Source organism: Fusibacter sp. JL298sf-3 (assembly GCF_053842995.1).
Genome location: NZ_CM132608.1, coordinates 3,741,464 through 3,760,305 on the forward strand (window position 1 = coordinate 3,741,464; position 18,842 = coordinate 3,760,305).

Annotated in this window: 18 protein-coding genes and 1 other annotated feature; of the genes, 15 read left to right on the top strand and 3 right to left on the bottom strand. The window is 48.5% G+C overall.

Features of this window, described 5'->3' with window-relative positions:
• Positions 1-34: 34 nt before the first annotated feature.
• From ACR6HW_RS17795 to ACR6HW_RS17860, 14 genes are all read left to right on the top strand, one after another.
• Entirely contained in the window at positions 35-1,345 is a 1,311-nt protein-coding gene (locus tag ACR6HW_RS17795; RefSeq protein ID WP_455729018.1) for a DUF512 domain-containing protein, read from the top strand.
• Positions 1,338-2,657, top strand: coding sequence for a ribosome biogenesis GTPase Der (der, locus tag ACR6HW_RS17800; RefSeq protein WP_455729019.1), 1,320 nt, complete (start codon positions 1,338-1,340; stop codon positions 2,655-2,657). The genes ACR6HW_RS17795 and der overlap by 8 nt, the downstream gene beginning before the upstream one ends.
• A 180-nt stretch (positions 2,658-2,837) precedes the next feature.
• On the top strand, positions 2,838-3,758 hold the full coding sequence (locus ACR6HW_RS17805) for a hypothetical protein (protein ID WP_455729020.1): 921 nt from the start codon (positions 2,838-2,840) through the stop codon (positions 3,756-3,758).
• Positions 3,742-4,998 (top strand): hypothetical protein, encoded by a 1,257-nt coding sequence (locus ACR6HW_RS17810; RefSeq protein ID WP_455729021.1) that lies wholly within the window; start codon positions 3,742-3,744, stop codon positions 4,996-4,998. Before ACR6HW_RS17805 ends, ACR6HW_RS17810 begins: the two co-directional genes overlap by 17 nt.
• 9 nt (positions 4,999-5,007) lie before the next feature.
• Positions 5,008-5,667 carry an ABC transporter ATP-binding protein gene (locus ACR6HW_RS17815; RefSeq protein WP_455729022.1) on the top strand — a complete coding sequence of 220 codons (660 nt, stop codon included), beginning with the start codon at positions 5,008-5,010 and terminating at the stop codon, positions 5,665-5,667.
• A 252-nt stretch (positions 5,668-5,919) separates the two neighbouring features.
• The gene (locus tag ACR6HW_RS17820) at positions 5,920-6,951 is read left to right on the top strand and encodes an NAD(P)H-dependent glycerol-3-phosphate dehydrogenase (protein ID WP_455729023.1); all 1,032 of its coding nucleotides are present in this window, start codon (positions 5,920-5,922) and stop codon (positions 6,949-6,951) included.
• An 18-nt stretch (positions 6,952-6,969) separates the two neighbouring features.
• Positions 6,970-8,196, top strand: coding sequence for an HlyD family efflux transporter periplasmic adaptor subunit (locus ACR6HW_RS17825; RefSeq protein ID WP_455729024.1), 1,227 nt, complete (start codon positions 6,970-6,972; stop codon positions 8,194-8,196).
• Between the two features lie 11 nt (positions 8,197-8,207).
• Complete coding sequence (locus tag ACR6HW_RS17830; protein WP_455729025.1) at positions 8,208-8,900, top strand: YggS family pyridoxal phosphate-dependent enzyme; 693 nt, start codon at positions 8,208-8,210, stop codon at positions 8,898-8,900.
• A 47-nt stretch (positions 8,901-8,947) separates the two neighbouring features.
• Positions 8,948-9,439, top strand: a complete 492-nt coding sequence (locus tag ACR6HW_RS17835) for a cell division protein SepF (protein ID WP_455729026.1) — start codon at positions 8,948-8,950, stop codon at positions 9,437-9,439.
• 11 nt (positions 9,440-9,450) lie between these two features.
• A complete protein-coding gene (locus tag ACR6HW_RS17840) occupies positions 9,451-9,720 on the top strand; it encodes a YggT family protein (RefSeq protein ID WP_455729027.1) in 270 nt (89 codons plus the stop codon).
• Positions 9,717-10,514, top strand: a complete 798-nt coding sequence (locus ACR6HW_RS17845) for a YlmH family RNA-binding protein (RefSeq protein WP_455729028.1) — start codon at positions 9,717-9,719, stop codon at positions 10,512-10,514. The genes ACR6HW_RS17840 and ACR6HW_RS17845 overlap by 4 nt, the downstream gene beginning before the upstream one ends.
• Positions 10,515-10,551: 37 nt before the next feature.
• Complete coding sequence (locus tag ACR6HW_RS17850) at positions 10,552-10,998, top strand: DivIVA domain-containing protein (RefSeq protein ID WP_455729029.1); 447 nt, start codon at positions 10,552-10,554, stop codon at positions 10,996-10,998.
• A gap of 51 nt (positions 10,999-11,049) precedes the next feature.
• Positions 11,050-11,256, top strand: a binding site (T-box leader).
• Positions 11,257-11,357: 101 nt separating this feature from the next.
• A complete protein-coding gene (gene ileS, locus ACR6HW_RS17855) occupies positions 11,358-14,459 on the top strand; it encodes an isoleucine--tRNA ligase (RefSeq protein ID WP_455729030.1) in 3,102 nt (1,033 codons plus the stop codon).
• A gap of 126 nt (positions 14,460-14,585) precedes the next feature.
• On the top strand, positions 14,586-15,923 hold the full coding sequence (locus ACR6HW_RS17860) for a Sapep family Mn(2+)-dependent dipeptidase (protein WP_455729031.1): 1,338 nt from the start codon (positions 14,586-14,588) through the stop codon (positions 15,921-15,923).
• Between the two features lie 227 nt (positions 15,924-16,150).
• Here ACR6HW_RS17860 and ACR6HW_RS17865 read toward each other — a convergent pair whose 3' ends face one another.
• From ACR6HW_RS17865 to ACR6HW_RS17875, 3 genes are all read right to left on the bottom strand, one after another.
• Entirely contained in the window at positions 16,151-16,465 is a 315-nt protein-coding gene (locus ACR6HW_RS17865) for a hypothetical protein (protein ID WP_455729032.1), read from the bottom strand.
• Positions 16,466-16,526: 61 nt separating this feature from the next.
• Positions 16,527-16,988, bottom strand: coding sequence for a threonine/serine exporter family protein (locus tag ACR6HW_RS17870; RefSeq protein WP_455729033.1), 462 nt, complete (start codon positions 16,986-16,988; stop codon positions 16,527-16,529).
• 11 nt (positions 16,989-16,999) lie between these two features.
• The gene (locus ACR6HW_RS17875; protein ID WP_455729034.1) at positions 17,000-17,776 is read right to left on the bottom strand and encodes a threonine/serine exporter family protein; all 777 of its coding nucleotides are present in this window, start codon (positions 17,774-17,776) and stop codon (positions 17,000-17,002) included.
• 143 nt (positions 17,777-17,919) lie between these two features.
• Between ACR6HW_RS17875 and ACR6HW_RS17880 the strand changes: the two genes are divergently transcribed.
• Complete coding sequence (locus tag ACR6HW_RS17880; RefSeq protein ID WP_455729035.1) at positions 17,920-18,831, top strand: RluA family pseudouridine synthase; 912 nt, start codon at positions 17,920-17,922, stop codon at positions 18,829-18,831.
• Positions 18,832-18,842 lie beyond the last annotated feature (11 nt).

The following is an 18,842-nucleotide window of genomic DNA, read 5'->3' on the forward strand; positions in this document are numbered from 1 at the left end:
TGCATTGGTGAGAAAGATTAGAAAGGGTTCCAACATGAATCGAATCGTAAAAGTAGACGCGGGGTCCATCGCGGAAGAAATGGACATCGAAGTGGGCGACGAACTGTTGACCATCAACGAACGTCCCGTCGTCGACATCATCGACTACATGTATTTGACGCAGGACGATTACATTGTACTTGAAATCAAAAAGCCCTCAGGGGAACTGTGGGCCATTGAAATAGAAAAAGAGTTCGACGAAAATGTCGGCTTGACGTTTGAAAACCCCATTATGGACTGTGCCAAGAGTTGTTCCAACAAGTGTGTCTTCTGTTTTATCGATCAGCTGCCGCCGGGGATGCGGCCGTCGCTTTATTTTAAAGACGACGATTCGAGGTTGTCGTTTTTACAGGGGAACTTTGTGACGTTGACCAATCTAAAAGAAGCGGATATCGAGCGTATTATCGATTACCGCATCAGCCCCATTAACGTGTCGGTACACACCACCGATCCGACGCTGAGAAAAAAGATGCTGAACAACCGCTTCGCCGACCAAATTATGCCGAGGCTCAAGCGCCTAACAGAGAGCGGTATCACTGTAAACGCCCAAATTGTATTGTGTCCCGGCTATAACGACGGCGTCGCACTGGAGAGAACGCTCGATGATTTGCTGGCCCTCTATCCGGGGTTGAACAGCGTTGCCGTGGTGCCTATTGGGAAGACGAAGTTTCGAAAGGGCTTGGTAGACGTGCCGTCGGTATCCGGTATTTGTGCAAAAGACACCATCGCCCGAGTATCGGCATTTCAAGCGCGAGCGCTTCAAGAAGTGGGGACGCGTTTTGTATTTGCCGCAGATGAGTTCTATCTCAAAGCCGGCGAACCGTTTCCGGAAGACGCCGCTTACGAAGGGTACCTGCAGTTTGAAGACGGCATCGGTATGATTAGGCGCCTACAGACGCAATTTGAAGCAGCCCTCAAAGGGGCGAAGCAAACACCTTCTGTAAAGCGCGTTTCCATTGTCACAGGGGTTTCGGCGCACGGCGCCATGTGTGAAATGGTCGAGGGATTTGTCGCCGTTTATCCGGAAGTTGCCGTGGACGTCCACTGTGTGGTCAACGATTTCTTCGGCGAAGAGATTACAGTGGTCGGCTTGTTGACGGGAAGAGATATTAAGAAGACGATACTGCACGACGCCTCTGAGGCCGTGTTGCTTTCAGAAGCTGTCTTTAGAGCCGACGATGTGGTGTTGCTCGACGATGTGACGCGCGAAGAACTCGAGCGCCATTTCAACAGACCGGTTGTCAAAGTGAAAAATGAAGGGGCGGCGTTGTTAAGTGCCCTATTGTATGGAGGAAAACATGAATAACAAACCAATAGTTGCCGTTGTAGGGCGCCCAAATGTCGGAAAATCGACATTTTTCAACCGAATTGCCGGCAAGCGCATCTCGATTGTCGAAGATACGCCAGGTGTAACGCGCGACCGCGTTTACGCCGACTGCGAATGGCTCAGACACGAGTTCACCTTAATCGATACAGGCGGCATCGAGCCGTCGTCTTCAGATGTTATCATCAGCCAAATGCGCGATCAAGCGCAGATTGCCATCGATACAGCTGACGTCATAGTGTTTCTTTGCGACGGCAAACACAGCTACACCACAGCCGACGAAGAAATTGCCCATATGTTGAGAATTTCAAAGAAGCCGGTTGTTTTGGTCCTGAACAAGATCGACCAATACAAGAAGCCGGACCACTACTACGATTACTACACATTGGGGCTCGGCGACCCGGTGATGATTTCATCTGTAAACGCCATGGGTCTCGGCGATCTGCTCGACGACATCGTCGCCTTGTTTCCTGAAGACGCGGGCTTGGACACCGAAGATGAAGCCATTAAAATCTGTTTTATCGGCAAGCCAAATGTGGGGAAATCGTCCATGGTAAACAAAATCATCGGACAGAACCGCGTGATCGTCTCCGAAATTGCCGGTACGACGCGCGATGCCATTGACACGCCTTTTGAATACGACGGGCAGAAATACGTGCTCATTGACACCGCAGGACTGAGACGTAAGTCGAAAGTCAACGAAAACATCGAAAAGTTTAGTGTCATTCGAACACTCACGGCAATCGAGCGCGCCGATGTGTGCTTTATTATGATTGACGCACAAGAAGGCGTTACCGATCAGGATAAAAAAGTCGCCGGTTACGCGCACGAAGCGGGGAAGGCGTCGATTTTCGTCGTCAATAAATGGGACTTAATCGAAAAGGACAACTACACGTTTAACGACTTTAAACGCACGGTGAGAGAGGCGTTCGGTTATATGATGTACGCGCCGATACACTTCGTATCTGCGAAGACCGGTCAAAGAGTAATGGACTTGCTCAATCAAGCGGAGTACGTGTCCAACAACCACGCCCTTAGAATTTCCACCGGGGTGCTCAACGACATCATCAACGAGGCGATTGCCCTCAATCAAACGCCTTCGGATAAAGGCAAGCGTCTTAAAATTTATTACGCAACCCAAATCGATGTCAAACCGCCGACTTTTGTACTGTTTGTCAACGATAAGGAACTGGCGCACTTCTCGTACTTGCGCTATATTGAAAACCAATTGCGCAAGAACTTCAACTTCGAGGGGACGCCAATACAATTTAAAGTCAAACAACGTGGAGAATAATGCACGTTTGAGCAAAACACCGGTACCGATTGGCGCCGGTGTTTTTTTGTAAAAAAGTTGCCGCTTTTCAGGTACGGCGCATGTGGCTGTTGAAAAAGCTTTTATAAAATGTTAATATATAGACGCTGTGGAAAAGGTTATAAACTAATTCGTTAAAATATAAACAAATCGGGAGGCGAGATGGCGTATAAAAAATGGGTTCCTTTCGTTGTGGTTTTGTTCGGTCTGTTTACTTTGGCCAACACCCAACTGCAATTTCACAAAAAACAAATGCTGCTGGTACTGGAGAGCAACACCTTGCTGTCTCCCCAAGCCGTTTCAGCCAAGTCCTCGATGAATGCCTCGTGGCAAAGCTTTCAAACCCCCGAAGATGATTTTTCAGTTTACGGCGTTCTGGATCGGAAGGCGCAATACACCGCCTTGGGCTTTTACACCACCGACTACTCTAAAGTCCATCTCCCGATGAAAGAAGGGCGCTTTTTTACTGAGCCCGACAGTCGAGAGGCCATTGTCGGGGAAGCAGTCCCCACTTATCGCCACAACGGGCAGGTTTGCTTTGATTACGCCGGTAAGCGCTATATCGTTATCGGGACGCTGGGCCTTTCGAAAGACAGCCCTTTGAAACGATACGCCTTAGTTAACGATGCCTCTCATCTGAGTCGCGCAGATATCCCTCTCGTCTTCGACGGCAAACATGTTGACAAAATCCGTTGGCTGAAGGGGACGTTGATGGACAATAAAGGCGTCGAGCGTTGGCTGGGGGTACACACTTTTTTAAGTTGGCTTAAAATAACGACTTGGATTGTTCTCACTCTGGGTTCAGTAACCGCTTCTTATTTTTACGTCGCCGCCATGAGAGAGACGCGGCAGGTACGGTTTCAAATGGGCGAAAGCATTCGGTGCCTAATGAGACGGGCGTGTTGGCAACTGACCCTGTGGACACTGATTACAGCTGTCCTATCTCGGGCCGTTGTCTATCAGAGTTTACAGTGGCCAAACGCAGGGGCATTTGTTACGTATGTGGGGATTTACGCCGTGCTCTTAATCACATGGCTTGCCCTGTCGGCGAAAGAAAGGGGGCGCTATGCGCAGGAGAGCTGAAAAACTGGCATACGACATCCGCTATTTAATCAAAAGCTGCGGTGCGATGTATACGGTGAGTACCTTGGTGTTGTGCGCCTTTCTCATAAGTATCGGTGGGATGGTTCATATGCAGGTGCGCGTCGACCAAAAAGAAGCCCATCTTGACCGCGTGTACCAAGGGCGGACGTTTTACACACTGTGGGATGACTTGGATCCGGAACGCTTTTACGCCTTTAGACAAGATAGTGGGCGCATCGACCGAATCGGCGATTTTTACAACGCATTAAATTCGGCGACGTCTTTCGATTACAGCGCGGTGTTTAGCCAGCCGGTACCCATAGAAAACTTTAAGGGAGACAAAATGTTCTCTTACCATTCAGAGGCTTTTATTGAAGCGCATCCCGAGAAAATTGCTAATGTAAAATCGGTACAGATGAATCGCACGGCGTACAATCTGTATGAAGTGGCGGTGTCCTCAGGGCGTGGCGTAAACTGGGACGAAGTCGATTACGCTTCTGACGAAGTGCCTATTTTACTGGGGTCAGCCTACCAGGGCATCTACGAGGTGGGCGACAGGCTGCAGGGTGACTTCTACAATAGGCACTTTAAGTTTGCGGTGACGGGCTTTCTCGAGCCCAATACGTTTATCCATTACAAAGGCGATCCCGAGTTTTACTTGGACCGGTATCTGGTACTGCCGTATCCGGAGAGCTGTGCCCCGGTGGATCAAAGGGATTTTGTTTTTGAAGGGATTTTGTATTTTGCTATGGTGAACGGGGATTTGGTCAGTCGTGCACCAAAGGACGCGCTGCTTTATGAGCTCGAGCAAATTGCAGCGGTATCGGGTTTTTCCGAGTTTTCCGTGGTAGGTCTTCCGGAACTTTCGGCGCGCTACAGTGAATGGCAATCGGTTATTCAGGAGAACAGGACGTTGCTTTACGCTTGCATGGCCATGCTTTTTGCAATGTTGGCGTTTATACAGTACGGTATAGGACAGTGGCTTTTAAAGCAGAGAGAAGCTGTTTACAGCGCTTATTGGGCCATTGGTGCACCGGCGTATAGAACCTCATTTCGGCGCGAACTGTGTGTGCCGTTTGTCGTCGGCTTCCTTTTGGCGACAGGTGTTTTGAGGACATGCTTTGGCGGCGTAGGTGTTGTGACCCTCGGTGCAGTAGGGGGAAGTGCGGCGGCGCTGTTTATGGTGACATATGCCGCTTGTCAAAAATCGTGGCGACAAGCTGTGCTTAAAAAAAGGTAGGTGAATGAGATGGTTACATTATCCGGCGTGACAAAGCGCTTTAAGAATTCAGAACAAACGCTGTTTGAAAAAGCCGATTTCCATATGGCGGGACATCGGTCAGTGGCCATTCGCGGTAGGAGCGGTGCGGGAAAGTCGACTTTGCTGGGGATTTTAGCTGGCGTCGATGTGGCGTATGACGGACAGTATCTCTACAAGGGGGCGTCCTTGCCGAAAAACATAGAAGCCATGGCGCAGCATCGGCTAAAAAACATCGGTATCATCACTCAGCATTACAACCTGCTTTCCGACCGCTCGGTCTTTCACAACATCGCGTTGCCCCTTTGGTGCCAGAAAGTAGGGGCTGAAGAGGTGCGTGCACGCGTTGCGTCGGCAATGGCACTTTTAGAGTTATCGGCTCTAAAAAACCGGTATCCGCATCAACTTTCCGGTGGCCAGTGTCAACGGGTGGCCATTGCGAGGGCTATTGTGAAGAAGCCGGCGTTGATACTGGCGGATGAACCCACAGGCGCCTTAGATGAGACCTCTGAAAAGGAAGTGCTCCAGGTGTTGGGGCGCTTAATTGAAGGGGGACAGTCTATGGTCGTCGCCACACATAGCGACGTGGTGGCACAACAGTGCACCTGTGCTTATACGATAGAGAATCGGCAGTTGAAGCGCATTCGATAAGGCGCGGCAAAGACCTTCGTCAAGAAGGTCTTTTATAATGCCTCTTACACCGGTGGCTGGGCGAAAACCTCTCTACAACTGTCCACTGCAGAAAGAAAACGGGTATACGGCCCGTGGGGGCCTATTGCTGTGATACTTTAAGCGATGGAAAGCTTGTTGTTAAATTGACTTTACAAGGTGAAGCAGGCGTGTTAAACCCCTGTTAATTGTGGTATAATGAACTAAACTTTGATAGACATTTAGGAGGCAAAATTGAAAGTTACAGTTATCGCAGCAGGAAGCTGGGGGACGGCACTCGCACTGGTATTAAACGAAAATGGACACGACGTTTGCCTGTGGTCTAAAGACGCCGAACAAGTGGCGACCATTCGCAAGACCCGTTTAAACGATGCGTTTCTCAAAGGTGTTAAAATTCCGGAGTCCCTCTATGTGACTGCCGATTTAAAAGAGGCGCTGGCACATGCGGAGGTGTTCGTCTTTGCAATGCCTTCACAGTTTTTCTCTTCTGTTTTAGAAGCGTGCATTGCACTCGACGCTATAAAAGACGATACGGTGTTGATCAACGTTTCAAAAGGCATCGACATGAAACGCTTGATGACCCCTTCACAGATAAAATTCGAATTACTCGGCAACAAGGGCAAGTTTGTAACGCTTTCAGGCCCTTCACACGCAGAGGAAGTGGCACAGAAGCTGCCGACGGCTTTGGTGTCGGCGTCTACGTGTAAAAAGACCGCCGAGTTGGTACAGGACTTGTTTTCCAACGCCTATATGCGTATCTATACCAACCCGGACGTGCTCGGTGTGGAAGTCAGCGGCGCGCTGAAGAATATTATCGCGCTGGGTGCTGGCATTAGCGATGGCCTCGGCTACGGCGACAATGCAAAAGCGGCGCTCATTACGCGCGGCATCAATGAAATTGCTAAACTGGGCGTGGATTTAGGCGCCCATATGGAAACCTTTAGAGGCCTTGCCGGCGTCGGCGATATGATTGTCACCTGTACCAGCATGCACAGTCGAAACAGACGATGCGGCATTATGATTGGCGAAGGCAAGACGCTAGACGAAGCGATAGAAACCGTCGGAATGGTTGTCGAAGGCGCCTACACGGTGAAAGCCGCCTATGCGTTGATGCAACAGCGACACATTGAAATGCCCATTGTGTCGGCGCTATACAAAGTACTTTATGAAAATAAAAATGCGCGAGAGGCCGTTCAGGAGCTGATGATGCGTTCGCGTAAACACGAAATAGACGAACACGCAAAGCCCGTCGACGGCTGGTGCTAATCGTTAAGAGGGGCAAACATGCAAAAGAAGAAAAGGCGACCCAAATATTTTAGAATTTTCGTGAGTTTGGCGCTGTTTTTCTTAGTGCTTTACTATTTGGGCACCTGGGTGTACGGCTTTTTTACTGGAGAAGCCAGTACCTACACCGTGGATGTGGGGACTTTGCGCGTGGAGGAGAAGACCTCGGCGCTCATGGTTCGAAATGAGATGCTGGTGAATACAGCTCTCAAAGGCAAGCTCACATACTTTCCGGCTGAAGGTGAAACCGTTGAAAAAGGGCAGACCCTTGCAGAAGTGTTTAACGACGGCGCCGAGATAAGAGAAGAAGAAGCCACTGAAAAAGAGCTTTTAAAGAAACAAGCGGAGTTCGACTACAACTTACTGGGGTATGAAATAGAAGAGACGAAGAAAGACATTGCACGTGCCCTTGACAACGGGGCCTATACAGAGATTCCGGCACTTAAAAACGACCTCGTCACCAAACTCGACCGCCTGGAGAAACTCAAGGGCGACAACCGCTATTTGGCCAACCGTTCGGACACGTATTCCGAACAGACCGTGGGGTCCGGCATTTTGTCCGAAGGGCAGAAAAAAGCTATTGTCGCACCGGCAGACGGCATTGTATCTTATACATCAGACGGGCTGGAGTCTTTTTTGACCATTGACAACATCTACAACATCAAGTTTTCAGAACTGAAAAAACAGCCGGTTGAAAATCAATCGTTGCGCGGTGAATACGCGACGGGTAAGAAGCCGATTTTACGCATTGTGGACAAGGCGACGTACTACCTAGTGGGGATGTTGCCCAACGAGTCGGTTGAAAACTATAAAAAAGGGACGATGCTCTCGGTGGATACAGGTGTTTTAAAAGCCGAAGGCGATGTGGTCGACGTCTATGTAGAAGACGATTACGCCATAGTCATCGTTCGAATGAAAGAGACTTTTGACGGCTTTCACACCAAGCGGTGGCTCGATGCGTCGTTTATTAAGGAAGACTTTAAGGGACTAAAAATACCGGTAGATACCATCGTCAACGAAGACGGCGTTCTCCATGTCTTCGTCGTCGATGCCGACGGAAAGCTGAAGAAGGTGCCGGTTAAAATCCTCGGTTACGACGATGAGTTTGCAGTGGTCTACAACGAGCAGTTTTACGACGCCGCCAGCGGGGTCGTAAGAAGTATTAAAATTGGTCAGAAGATCGTTCGAAACGCACATATGTACAAAGAAGGCGAACGACTGGAATAAAGGAGGCACACGTGTACAGCTATATTGAAGAAAATCTCAAGGAGATACAAGCGGGAATTGCCCGCGCTTGTCAGGCGTCCGGCAGATCCCCTGAGTCGGTAACACTCGTCGGCGTCACTAAAACGTATGAAGCCGATGTTATCAACGCCGCTATTGGCTACGGCATAAACGCCATTGGCGAAAATCGCGTTCAAGAAATTACGCGAAAATACGATGCCGTCGAACTGGGCGTTCAGTGGCATCTGATTGGACAGTTGCAAACCAATAAGGTAAAATATATAATAGATAAAGTAAGTTTAATTCATTCTCTTGATAGTGTTAAACTCGCCGATGAGATACAAAAGAGAGCTTTGAAAGCCGACAAGATTCAAGAGGTCCTGCTACAGGTCAACATCGCAGGAGAAACTCAAAAGTCCGGCGTATCTGTCGAGGCGCTTCCGGCTTTAATCGAGCACGTTCTGGCGTGTCCGAACATTCGAATCAAAGGGCTTATGAACATCGCGCCCTTTGTAGACGATCCGGAAACACTGAGAGATGACTTTAAGAAAATGAAGGCACTGTTTGATGGCTTGAGTGCCTATCAATCGGAGAACATGTGTCCTGAATTTTTATCGATGGGCATGTCATCTGATTATGAAGTAGCTATTTCTGAGGGGGCTAACATGGTGCGTGTAGGCACTAAAATTTTTGGTAGCCGAAAATAGAACAGGAAAAGTCATCTCTTTCCTGAATGAATTAAAGGAGGAAGTGTATGGGCGATAACAAAATTATCGATAAGATTAAGTTTTTCTGGGGACTCGACACACAGGAGCCGGAAGACAGTACAGAAGATTTTTACGATGAACTCAAACGAAAAGATATAAACCCGGAGGAGACCATGTCCGCAATAAATGAAACCAGTGAAAAGTCTTTTAACACCATAAAGACATCCAATAAAGTGCTTAATATCCACTCGAATTCGCAGATGAGTGTTGTGCTCTTTCAGCCGAAGACCTTTGAAGAGTCGACGAGTATTATCGACACATTGAAAGCCAAGCGCCCGGTGGTTATGAACATCAGCGACATCGATAAAGATTTGGCGCGCAAGATATTTGATTTCTGCTCCGGTGCACTCTACGCTTTAGACGGGCATATTCAGCAAGTCTCCAAAGGCATTTTTGTGCTGGCGCCGACCAATGTGGACATTACCGGCGATGTGACCGGTAAGCCTGAAAATCCTGTCAGCAGCTGGCTGACAGAGTAGAAGGTGGTTAGATGATGATACAGTTGGTTATAGCGATTGTTAGATTTTTAGATTTAGTAGCGACTTTAATTGTGATAAGAGCCCTGCTCTCGTGGTTCATTCGAGACCCGAGAAACCAGATTATGTCCATTATGTTGTTTTTGACAGAACCGATATTGTCGCCGATACGCAGTTTGCTTATGAAACTCAATATCGGTGGGCACATGCTGGACTTTAGTCCGCTTGTCGCCATCTTATTGGTGCAGATTTTACGCGTCTTGATTCCGACGCTGTTGCTATGATGCATAAAGAAGCGATTTTAAAACGGTATCAGGCGTGTGTGGATAAGGACGGACAGTTTTTAAAAGCACTGGACCAACTCGCCGCGGCGGATACGTATTACGAAGCCGGCTGCACAGATTTTTTGTCGCCGGATTGTCACACGGCAATTTGTGAGATTGCGAAGTTCGAAACCGACGTCACTGTAACGACGTTCGGTGCTTTTAAGGCCTTTGAGCGCGCGCGTCTTTTTTTGACGCCGCCGTACCAAGAGCCCGATGTCGCCTCTGAGCACATTGCGCTAATTGAAATCGACTACCCTCAGAAGTTTGTGACTCTGGGGCATAAAGACGTTTTAGGCGCTTTGATGGGGCTGGGGATCAATCGGTCTAAGGTGGGTGACATCGTAAAGACGCCAAACGGTTTTCAAGTAGCGGTCAGCAAGGCACTCGCTCCGTACTTGGCACTGCATTTTGACCAAGTGGCCAGAGCCAGAGTCAAAGTGACTGAAGTGCCCTTAGAGGCGGCTTACGAAGTCATTATCGACTTTGAGACCGTCTCTGGCACAGTGGGGGCAATGCGGCTCGACAGTGTCCTCGCATTGGGGCATCGCTTGTCGAGAGGCGAGGCAAAGACGCTGATAGAAGCCGGACAGGTGAAGCGCAATCACCGCGTCGAAACCCAGGGGGCGAAAAGTGTCGATGTAGGTGATTTGATTTCCTGCAGGGGATACGGGCGCTTTATAGTGGCGGAGATATCCGGTGAAACAAAGAAAAAACGTCTGCACGTGACGTTGAACAAGTACCCGAAAAAGTAGAAAAGGAGGGAGCTGAGCCCACGGCTCAGCGGGGCATATGCTGACACCGGTAGATATACAAAACAAACAGTTTCCAAGAGCCATACGCGGTTACAACGAGACAGAAGTCGACGAGTACATGGGACTCATCGTCCGCAGTATGGAAGAATTGATACAGGTCAATATCGATACCACGGCTAAACTCCACGAGTTAGAGGAACAAGTGGAACGGTACAAGACGATGGAAAAAACCATCAACGACGCCATGGTATTGGCTCAGAAAACTTCTGACGATATGATTGAAAACGCCAAGCAAAAAGCGGCTTTGGTCGTAGAGCGCGCAGAAGAAGACGCCAAGAAAATCGTATCGAGCGCCAACAACGAGGTGCTTTCCGTCAAACAGAAACATGAAGAAGCCCGAGCCGCCCTCGAGGCATTCAAGACGAAGTTCCGAGTTCTTCTCGAAAGTCAACTCAAAGTCGTCGACGATGTGAAAGCCGAATAAAACGGTTGACGAATGAAGGGGACTCCGTTATAATAGGATGTAATTTAATCTGGTAAAGCAGAGATTGGGACGAGTAGTAAAGTCGGCGGTTGAAGAGAGCTTGTGGTTGGTGTGAACAAGTAAAAGTCGTTTTATGAATATCCCCCATAGTTGTAGACGCGAAAGTTTGAGTAGCGTTTGCCGGTTCGAAACCGTTATCATGGTAGAGTGATGTAGAATACATTATTTGGGTGGTACCGCGGTTAATTCGTCCCATAGCAGTTTGCTATGGGATTTTTTAATGGTTAAAATGGCGCCGCTTAGGCGTCTATACTTTTAAGCCGGATTCTAAAAAAATAATAAGAAAGGTGGAGCGTACAATGTGTTACAAAGAGCTGTGTCATCACACAACGTCGCAAAACGAACAAGAAATTCAAAAATACTGGTCTGAAATCGACCTTTTAAACCTCAGCCTTACTGAGCGAGAAGGCAGTGAGCCGTTCATCTTCTTCGAAGGTCCGCCGACGGCAAACGGACGTCCGGGCATTCACCACGTACTCGCCCGTGCGCTGAAAGATGCAGTATGCCGCTACAAGACGATGCAGGGGTACCAAGTTAAGAGAAAAGCGGGCTGGGACACACATGGCCTACCTGTAGAAATCGAAGTGGAAAAGCGCTTAAACCTAAAGGACAAGTCTGAAATTGAAGCGTACGGCCTCGAAAAGTTCAACAAGGCGTGTCGCGATTCCGTTTTTGAGTACGAAGACGCTTGGCGCCAAATGACCAACAAGATGGCGTATCTTATCGATTTGGACAATCCGTACATCACATTGGACAACAACTACATTGAGAGCGTCTGGTGGATTCTCAACAAGTTTTACAACGAAGACTACATCTACGAAGGCCACAAAATCTTACCGTACTGTCCGAGATGTGGTACGGGACTCGCTTCTCACGAAGTGGCGCAAGGCTACCAAGAAATCAAGACAGTGACGGTATACGTCAAGTTCAAACTCGTGGACGAAGACGCGTATTTCCTAGTCTGGACGACGACACCTTGGACACTGGCTTCCAATGTGGCGCTTACGGTCAACCCAAAAGAAACGTACCTCAAAGTCAAAAACAACGGCGAGGTGTATTACATTGAAAAGAATTTGGCGCCTCAAGTTCTCGATGGCGATTTTGAAGTTCTGGCGGAAATGAAGGGCAGCGACCTCGAGTACAAAGCGTATGAACCGATTATGCCGTTTATTAAGCCCGACAAGAAAGCGTTCTTTATCACTTGCGCAGACTACGTTACAGTAGAAGACGGTACGGGAATTGTTCACACGGCACCGGCGTTTGGCGAGGACGACTACAACACCGGCGTGCGCTACAATCTTCCGGTTGTACAGCCTGTGGACGAAGAGGGCAAGTACACGGAGACGCCGTGGAAAGGGCAGTTTGTAATCGATGCCGATCCTGAAATCGTCACTTGGCTGGGCGAAAACGGCAAGCTCTACAGAAAGCAGAAAATGGATCACAACTACCCGCACTGCTGGCGTTGTAGCACGCCGCTTCTCTACTATGCGAAGCCGAGTTGGTACATCGAGATGACCAAGCTGAAAGATCAGTTAATTGCCAACAACGACACTGTCAATTGGTTCCCGGACCACGTCGGTGAAAAGCGCTTTGGCAACTGGCTTGAAAACCTCAACGACTGGGCGATTTCAAGAAGTCGTTATTGGGGAACGCCGCTGAACATCTGGCGTTGTGATTGCGGCGAGACAGCTTCTGTAGGGTCTAGAAAAGAACTTGTAGAGCGCGCTGTTGAAGATATCGACGAGAGCATTGAACTCCATAGACCGTATGTAGACGACGTCCATTTGACATGTGACAAATGCGGCGGGACGATGACCCGTGTGAAAGATGTTATCGACTGTTGGTTTGACAGCGGTTCTATGCCATTTGCACAACACCACTACCCATTTGAAAACAAAGAGCAGTTTGAGACCCTTTACCCGGCGGACTTTATCTGTGAAGGCATCGACCAGACGCGGGGATGGTTCTATTCACTGATTGCCATCAGTACCTTCGTCATGGGGCAGTCCCCTTATAAAAATGTGTTGGTCAACGACCTCGTTCTCGACAAACACGGTAAGAAGATGTCGAAGTCCAAAGGCAATACCGTCGATGCGTTTAAGCTTCTTGAAGATTACGGCGCAGACATTGTCAGATGGTACCTCTACTACGTATCACCTGCTTGGACGCCGACGAAATTCGATGAAGACGGCCTCTCGGAAGTGGCCTCTAAGTTCTTCGGAACGTTTAAAAACGTCTACAACTTCTTTACACTGTACGCCAATACCGACGGCATCCAAGCATCGACATTTGACGTACCGGTATCAGAGAGACCGGAACTCGACCGATGGGTACTGTCAAAACTCAACGGGCTGATTGCATCGGTTACGGCAGATTTAGAAGTGTTTGACCTCACCAAAGCGGTGCGCAAAATCCAGGAGTTCGTCAGCGAAGACCTTTCCAACTGGTACATCAGACGTTCCAGAAGACGTTTCTGGGCCTCTGAAATGACTCTGGACAAACAGTCGGTTTACCGCACGACTTACGAAGTACTCGTCGCGGTTTCAAAACTCGCCGCACCTTTTGCGCCGCATTTGACGGAAGAAATCTATAGAAACCTCACTGGCGATGTCTCTGTACACGTCAGCGACTATCCGAAAGCAGATGATGCCTTAATTGTACCGCGTATCGAAGAGCGTATGGACTTGATTAGAGATTTGGTGACACTGGGTCGCGCTGCGAGAGAATCGGTTAAGATTAAAGTGCGTCAGCCGATTGGCGAAGTAATTGTCGACGGTAAGTACGAACCGCTTATTGCAGACCTCGTGCCGTTGATTCAAGAAGAGCTCAATGTCAAGCACGTGGAGTTTACAAAAGACTTGCCGAAGTACATGAACTTCGTCCTCAAGCCGAACTTTAAGGTGCTCGGGCCGATTATCGGCAAAAACATGGGCGCTTTCACAAAAGCCTTAAACGCCCTCGATCCACAAGAGTACGCTATGGCATTTGAAAACGGTGAAACAGTAACGCTTACAGTGGACGGTGTGCCGTTTGAAGCAACTTCTGAGCACGTAATGATTCAAATCAACGCCAAAGAAGGCTTTACCGTTAAGATGGAAAACAACTGCTTTATTATCTTGGACACACATCTCTCAGACGATTTAATTGAAGAGGGCTATGCGAGAGAAATGGTTTCCCGTGTTCAACAGATGCGTAAAAGTAACGATTACGAGATGATGGATCAAATCGAAATCTACTACAAAACAGATGAGGCATTTGCCGCAGCGGTTCAAAAATTTGAAGCGTACATTCTGTCTGAGACACTGGGTGTGTCGTTGACAGAAGGCGCGGACAAACCGTATGAAACACACCAACTCAACGGACACGACGTCTCTATTTACCTTGAAAAACACAAGGGATAACCTCTAAAAGCCGTGCAGAGCAGAAATGCTTTGCACGGCTTTTTTTATAGAAATTGATTGAAACCTTTTATTTTGACCATAAATACAGTAAGAGGTGATTCTAAGTCGCAGCAGGGAGGGAAGGTTATGAAGAGTAAAAACTTTATTGAAAATCGAGAACGCGTTATGGTTGAAGACCTTATCGAATTTATTAAAATTAAAAGTGTCGTCTCGGAACCGGAGCCGTTTAAACCCTTTGGAAGCGGTATTGACGATGCGCTGACATGGGCTCTTAATAAATGCGAGGCCCTAGGCATGAAGACTTTTAAAGACCCCGAGGGGTACTACGGCTACGCCGACATTGGGGAGGGCTCAGAGCTGCTCGGCATTTTAATGCACGTCGACGTTGTACCCAGTGGCGATGCCGCGAGCTGGACATTTGAGCCGTTTAACTCGGCGGTTTCCGGCGGGAAACTCTATGGTCGTGGTGCAATTGACGACAAGGGGCCTATTGTCAGTATTTTGTACGCGATAGAGGCACTTCTCGAAGTGGGAACAGTCTTCCGAAAAAAAGTAAGACTTATCTTTGGAACAGATGAAGAAACCCATTGGCGTGGGATTAAAAAGTATTTGAGCGCAGAGCAAGTGCCGCATTTTTCTTTTACGCCCGATGCTTCTTTTCCACTGATCTTCGCTGAAAAAGGGCTTCTGCAGTTGCATATAAAGTCGAAAAGCGCTTGGCGCGAACCGGAAGTCGAAGGGGGCTCGGCACTTAATGCCGTTCCCGAATCCGCCGCCTACAGAGGTCCCTACGCCGACAAACTGGAAAAGGTGCTCAAGCGGTTGGGCTTCGACTATGAGAAAAATGGTGAAGAAGTCATCGTCATCGGAAAGAGCGCTCACTCGGCGTCGCCGGGGACGGGCATTAACGCCATCACACGGTTGGCACATGCGCTTCACGAAGTCGGGGTCAAATCCAAAGCGATGGCGTTTATCAATGAGCGCATCGGCTTTGCCAACAACGGCAGTCTGCTGTTCGGCACCTGTTACGACCAGGTATCCGGTTACATGAGCATGAGTCTCAATCAAATTGCCCTAAGCGGCAAGAACGTCTCTATGGGGCTGGACATTCGAATTCCGGTGACCATGAGTTGTCGGTACGTCTTTGAAGCCGTCTCTAGGGTCAGTGAAAAATACGGTTTCGAGTGTGAAGTCATCGAGTGGCTGGAACCGATTTACACGTCGACAAACCACCCGCATATTGACCAAATGCTCAGGGTGTACACGGAAGAAACAGGGCTTGACAATACGCCGGTGGCGACAGGCGGTGCGACGTACGCGAGGGCATTGCCGCACTGTGTCGCCTTTGGACCCAATTTTCCGGGACAACAGAAAACGGCCCATAGAACCGACGAAAGCATCGACATTAAGAGCCTTATAAAAATGACGCAAATTTACGCTAAGACCATTGAAGCGTTGTTGTAAAACACGAAAAAAAGCCGCCTCCAGTTGAATTAGGAAGCGGCTTTTACTTTTTAGGTATACGTGTGATCAGTGTCCTGTATCGTTCACACTTAAAAAAACTGCTCATCTACTCTGCATCATTGCGGCGTTAAAATCTCTCGACAATGTCCCGCATTGTCGTCGATATTTTGCCTTGCACTGATACAGACTATCTGCCATTTTTAATTAAATCTCAACGAGACAGTACACTAGTGGAATGCGACGATTTTATCGGCGTTGATGTGGAGCTGGTTGTAGTGGAGGTTGTATTTAACGTTGTTTTCGTTTTCCACAAAAGGCGGGTTGAGCCTGTAGATGTTTTCGAGCACGATAATCTGTTCGTTATCGGGATGAACGGCGTATTTGGATTCAGAGTATTTGGTCGATGTGAACCAATTATCTGAAACGATTTCGATGTTCTCTTTTAGAAGAATCAACCACCCTAGACCATCGACGTAAAATTCGATATGGTTTTTAGGCGACTCTTTGATGAAACTTAAAAAAACGTGACTTGTTGCTTTCATATGAACCTCCTATAATCGTTTAGACACTTTAATAAGTTATCGTACAAATAGGGCTTTTTTCTTAGCGATTTTTGAATGTTTTTTTCAACACCTTCTCAATGGACGTTCGCGTCATGCGCACCAGCGACGTGGCGAGGACGACGCCACAGGCGATGGAAATGGCGATAAACATGGATTGAGCCCCTTCGGTGATCGCCCCTGAGAAGTTTTGAGTGACGATGTGGTACATGGTGTTGTAAATGCCGTACCCAGGGACGAATGGCGTAATGCCCGGAATTATAAAAAGCGTCGCAGGGTGTCGATTTTTAATGGCGAGAACTTCTCCGACGATACCGACCACAAAGGAACCGACAAATGCGGGAATGATGAAATTGGCGCCAAGTTGCTGGAGAATCACGTAGACAATCCAGCCGATAGCGCCGTTGACGCTGGTGATAATCAACACTTTCCTCGGCAAGTTGAAGATAATAGAAAATCCGGCCACGCAACAAAAGGAATAAAAACCTTGTAGTATCAAATTCATAAGAGCCTCCTTTAAATAAAGCGGACCATAACTTGGAGGACGACGCCGACGCCGAAGGCGAGGGCGATGGCAATAAACAGCGCTTCCATAATCTTAGCACTGCCGGCGAGCAGTTCGCCTGAGATGAGGTCGCGTATGCCGTTGGTCAGTGAGACGCCTGGGACGAGCGTCATCAGAGGCCCGACGAGCACGGTGTTTAAGCTGGTGGAAAAACCGATTTTTTGTGCGAGCATAACGCATAAAAAGCCGAACAAAGATCCCAAAAAACTGCCCATGATATTTTTAATGAAAAAGTTTAAGCGCCGTTTAGACAAATAGGACCAGCACATGAGAGTCCACATGGACGCGAAGTAAGCGATGACGAAATCGACGATATTGCCCCCGAAGAGAGGCACGAAAAAACCGCCGGCCATTGCGCCGAAGACGTAGTTGATGCGGTTTGAAAACTTGGGCATCTTTTCAAAGGTCTTCATTTTGTTCTCTGCTTCACTCAGGGAGATTTGGCCCGTTGTAAACGCTCTGGAGAAAGCGTTTGCGGCGTCGATGTATTCGAGGTCGATGCCGATGGGGGCGACGCGGACGAGTTTGGTGTGCGAGGCGTTGTCAAATGTGGAGCTGAGAATGATGCCCGTGGGAATAACGAAGACATTGACGTCCAAGATGTTTTTAGAGCGCACCATACGTGCGACGGTTTCTTCCACGCGGTAGGTTTCGGCACCATACAGCAACATGACGCGACCGGTATCGAGTGCGATATTGACAATTCGGTTGTACACGGTATAAGTCAAATCGAGCCTCCTTTCTATGCGATTTTAATGGTGAATCCAGTACTTTAAGATTATATCAAAAAGAACCTGACGAAAACCCTTTTTTTTAAAATAAAAGTCTGTTAAAATCGTAATGATAACGAAAATTCAGATTGGAGCAATGCATGGAGCGAGAAATAAAGCTGGTTAGCGATGTCGATGGCGAACGCATCGATGTTTTTTTAGCCAATGAAATAGAAGCGCTGTCGAGGAGTTACATTCAAAAACTCATCAAAGGCGATAAAGTAACCCTCAACGGCAAACCGCTGTTGTCAAAAAAAGTCGCTGTGAAAGCAGGCGACGAAATTCAGGTGTGTTTGCCGGAACCCGAACCCATTGACGTCTTACCGGAGGACTTGCCTCTGGACATCGTCTACGAAGACGACGACGTACTGGTGGTGAACAAACCTCAAGGCATGGTGGTGCATCCGGCACCGGGGCACTATACCGGGACTTTGGTCAACGCCTTAATGTACCGAGCAGACAAGTTGTCGTCCATCAACGGGGTGATTCGACCGGGCATAGTACACCGCATCGACAAGGACACGTCCGGACTGTTGATGGTGGCAAAGAACGACGTCGCTCACGAAGCGCTTGCGGCACAACTTAAGGCCAAAACATCGCTGAGAGTTTACTACGCGTTGGTCAACGGGGTACTCAAGAGAGAAAAGGGGACTGTAGACGCCCCTGTGGCCAGACATCCCAATGACAGGAAGCGCATGGCAATCGTCAAAGACGGCAGACAGGCGGTGACGCACTTTGAAGTGCTCGAAACCTACAGAATGCACACGCTGGTCAAGTTGCAGCTGGAGACCGGTCGCACCCATCAAATTCGGGTGCACATGGCGTCGATTGGGTACCCGCTTGTAGGCGATCCCGTCTACGGCAACGCCAATGAGAAAGTCAAGCACGACGGGCAGTTGCTCCACGCGAAACGGCTGGGCTTTGAACACCCTAGAACCAAAGAGTGGCTGGTGTTCGATTCGGAACTGCCGACGTATTTCGTCACCATACAAAACAAGTGTAAAGCACTATAATAGAGGGAGGA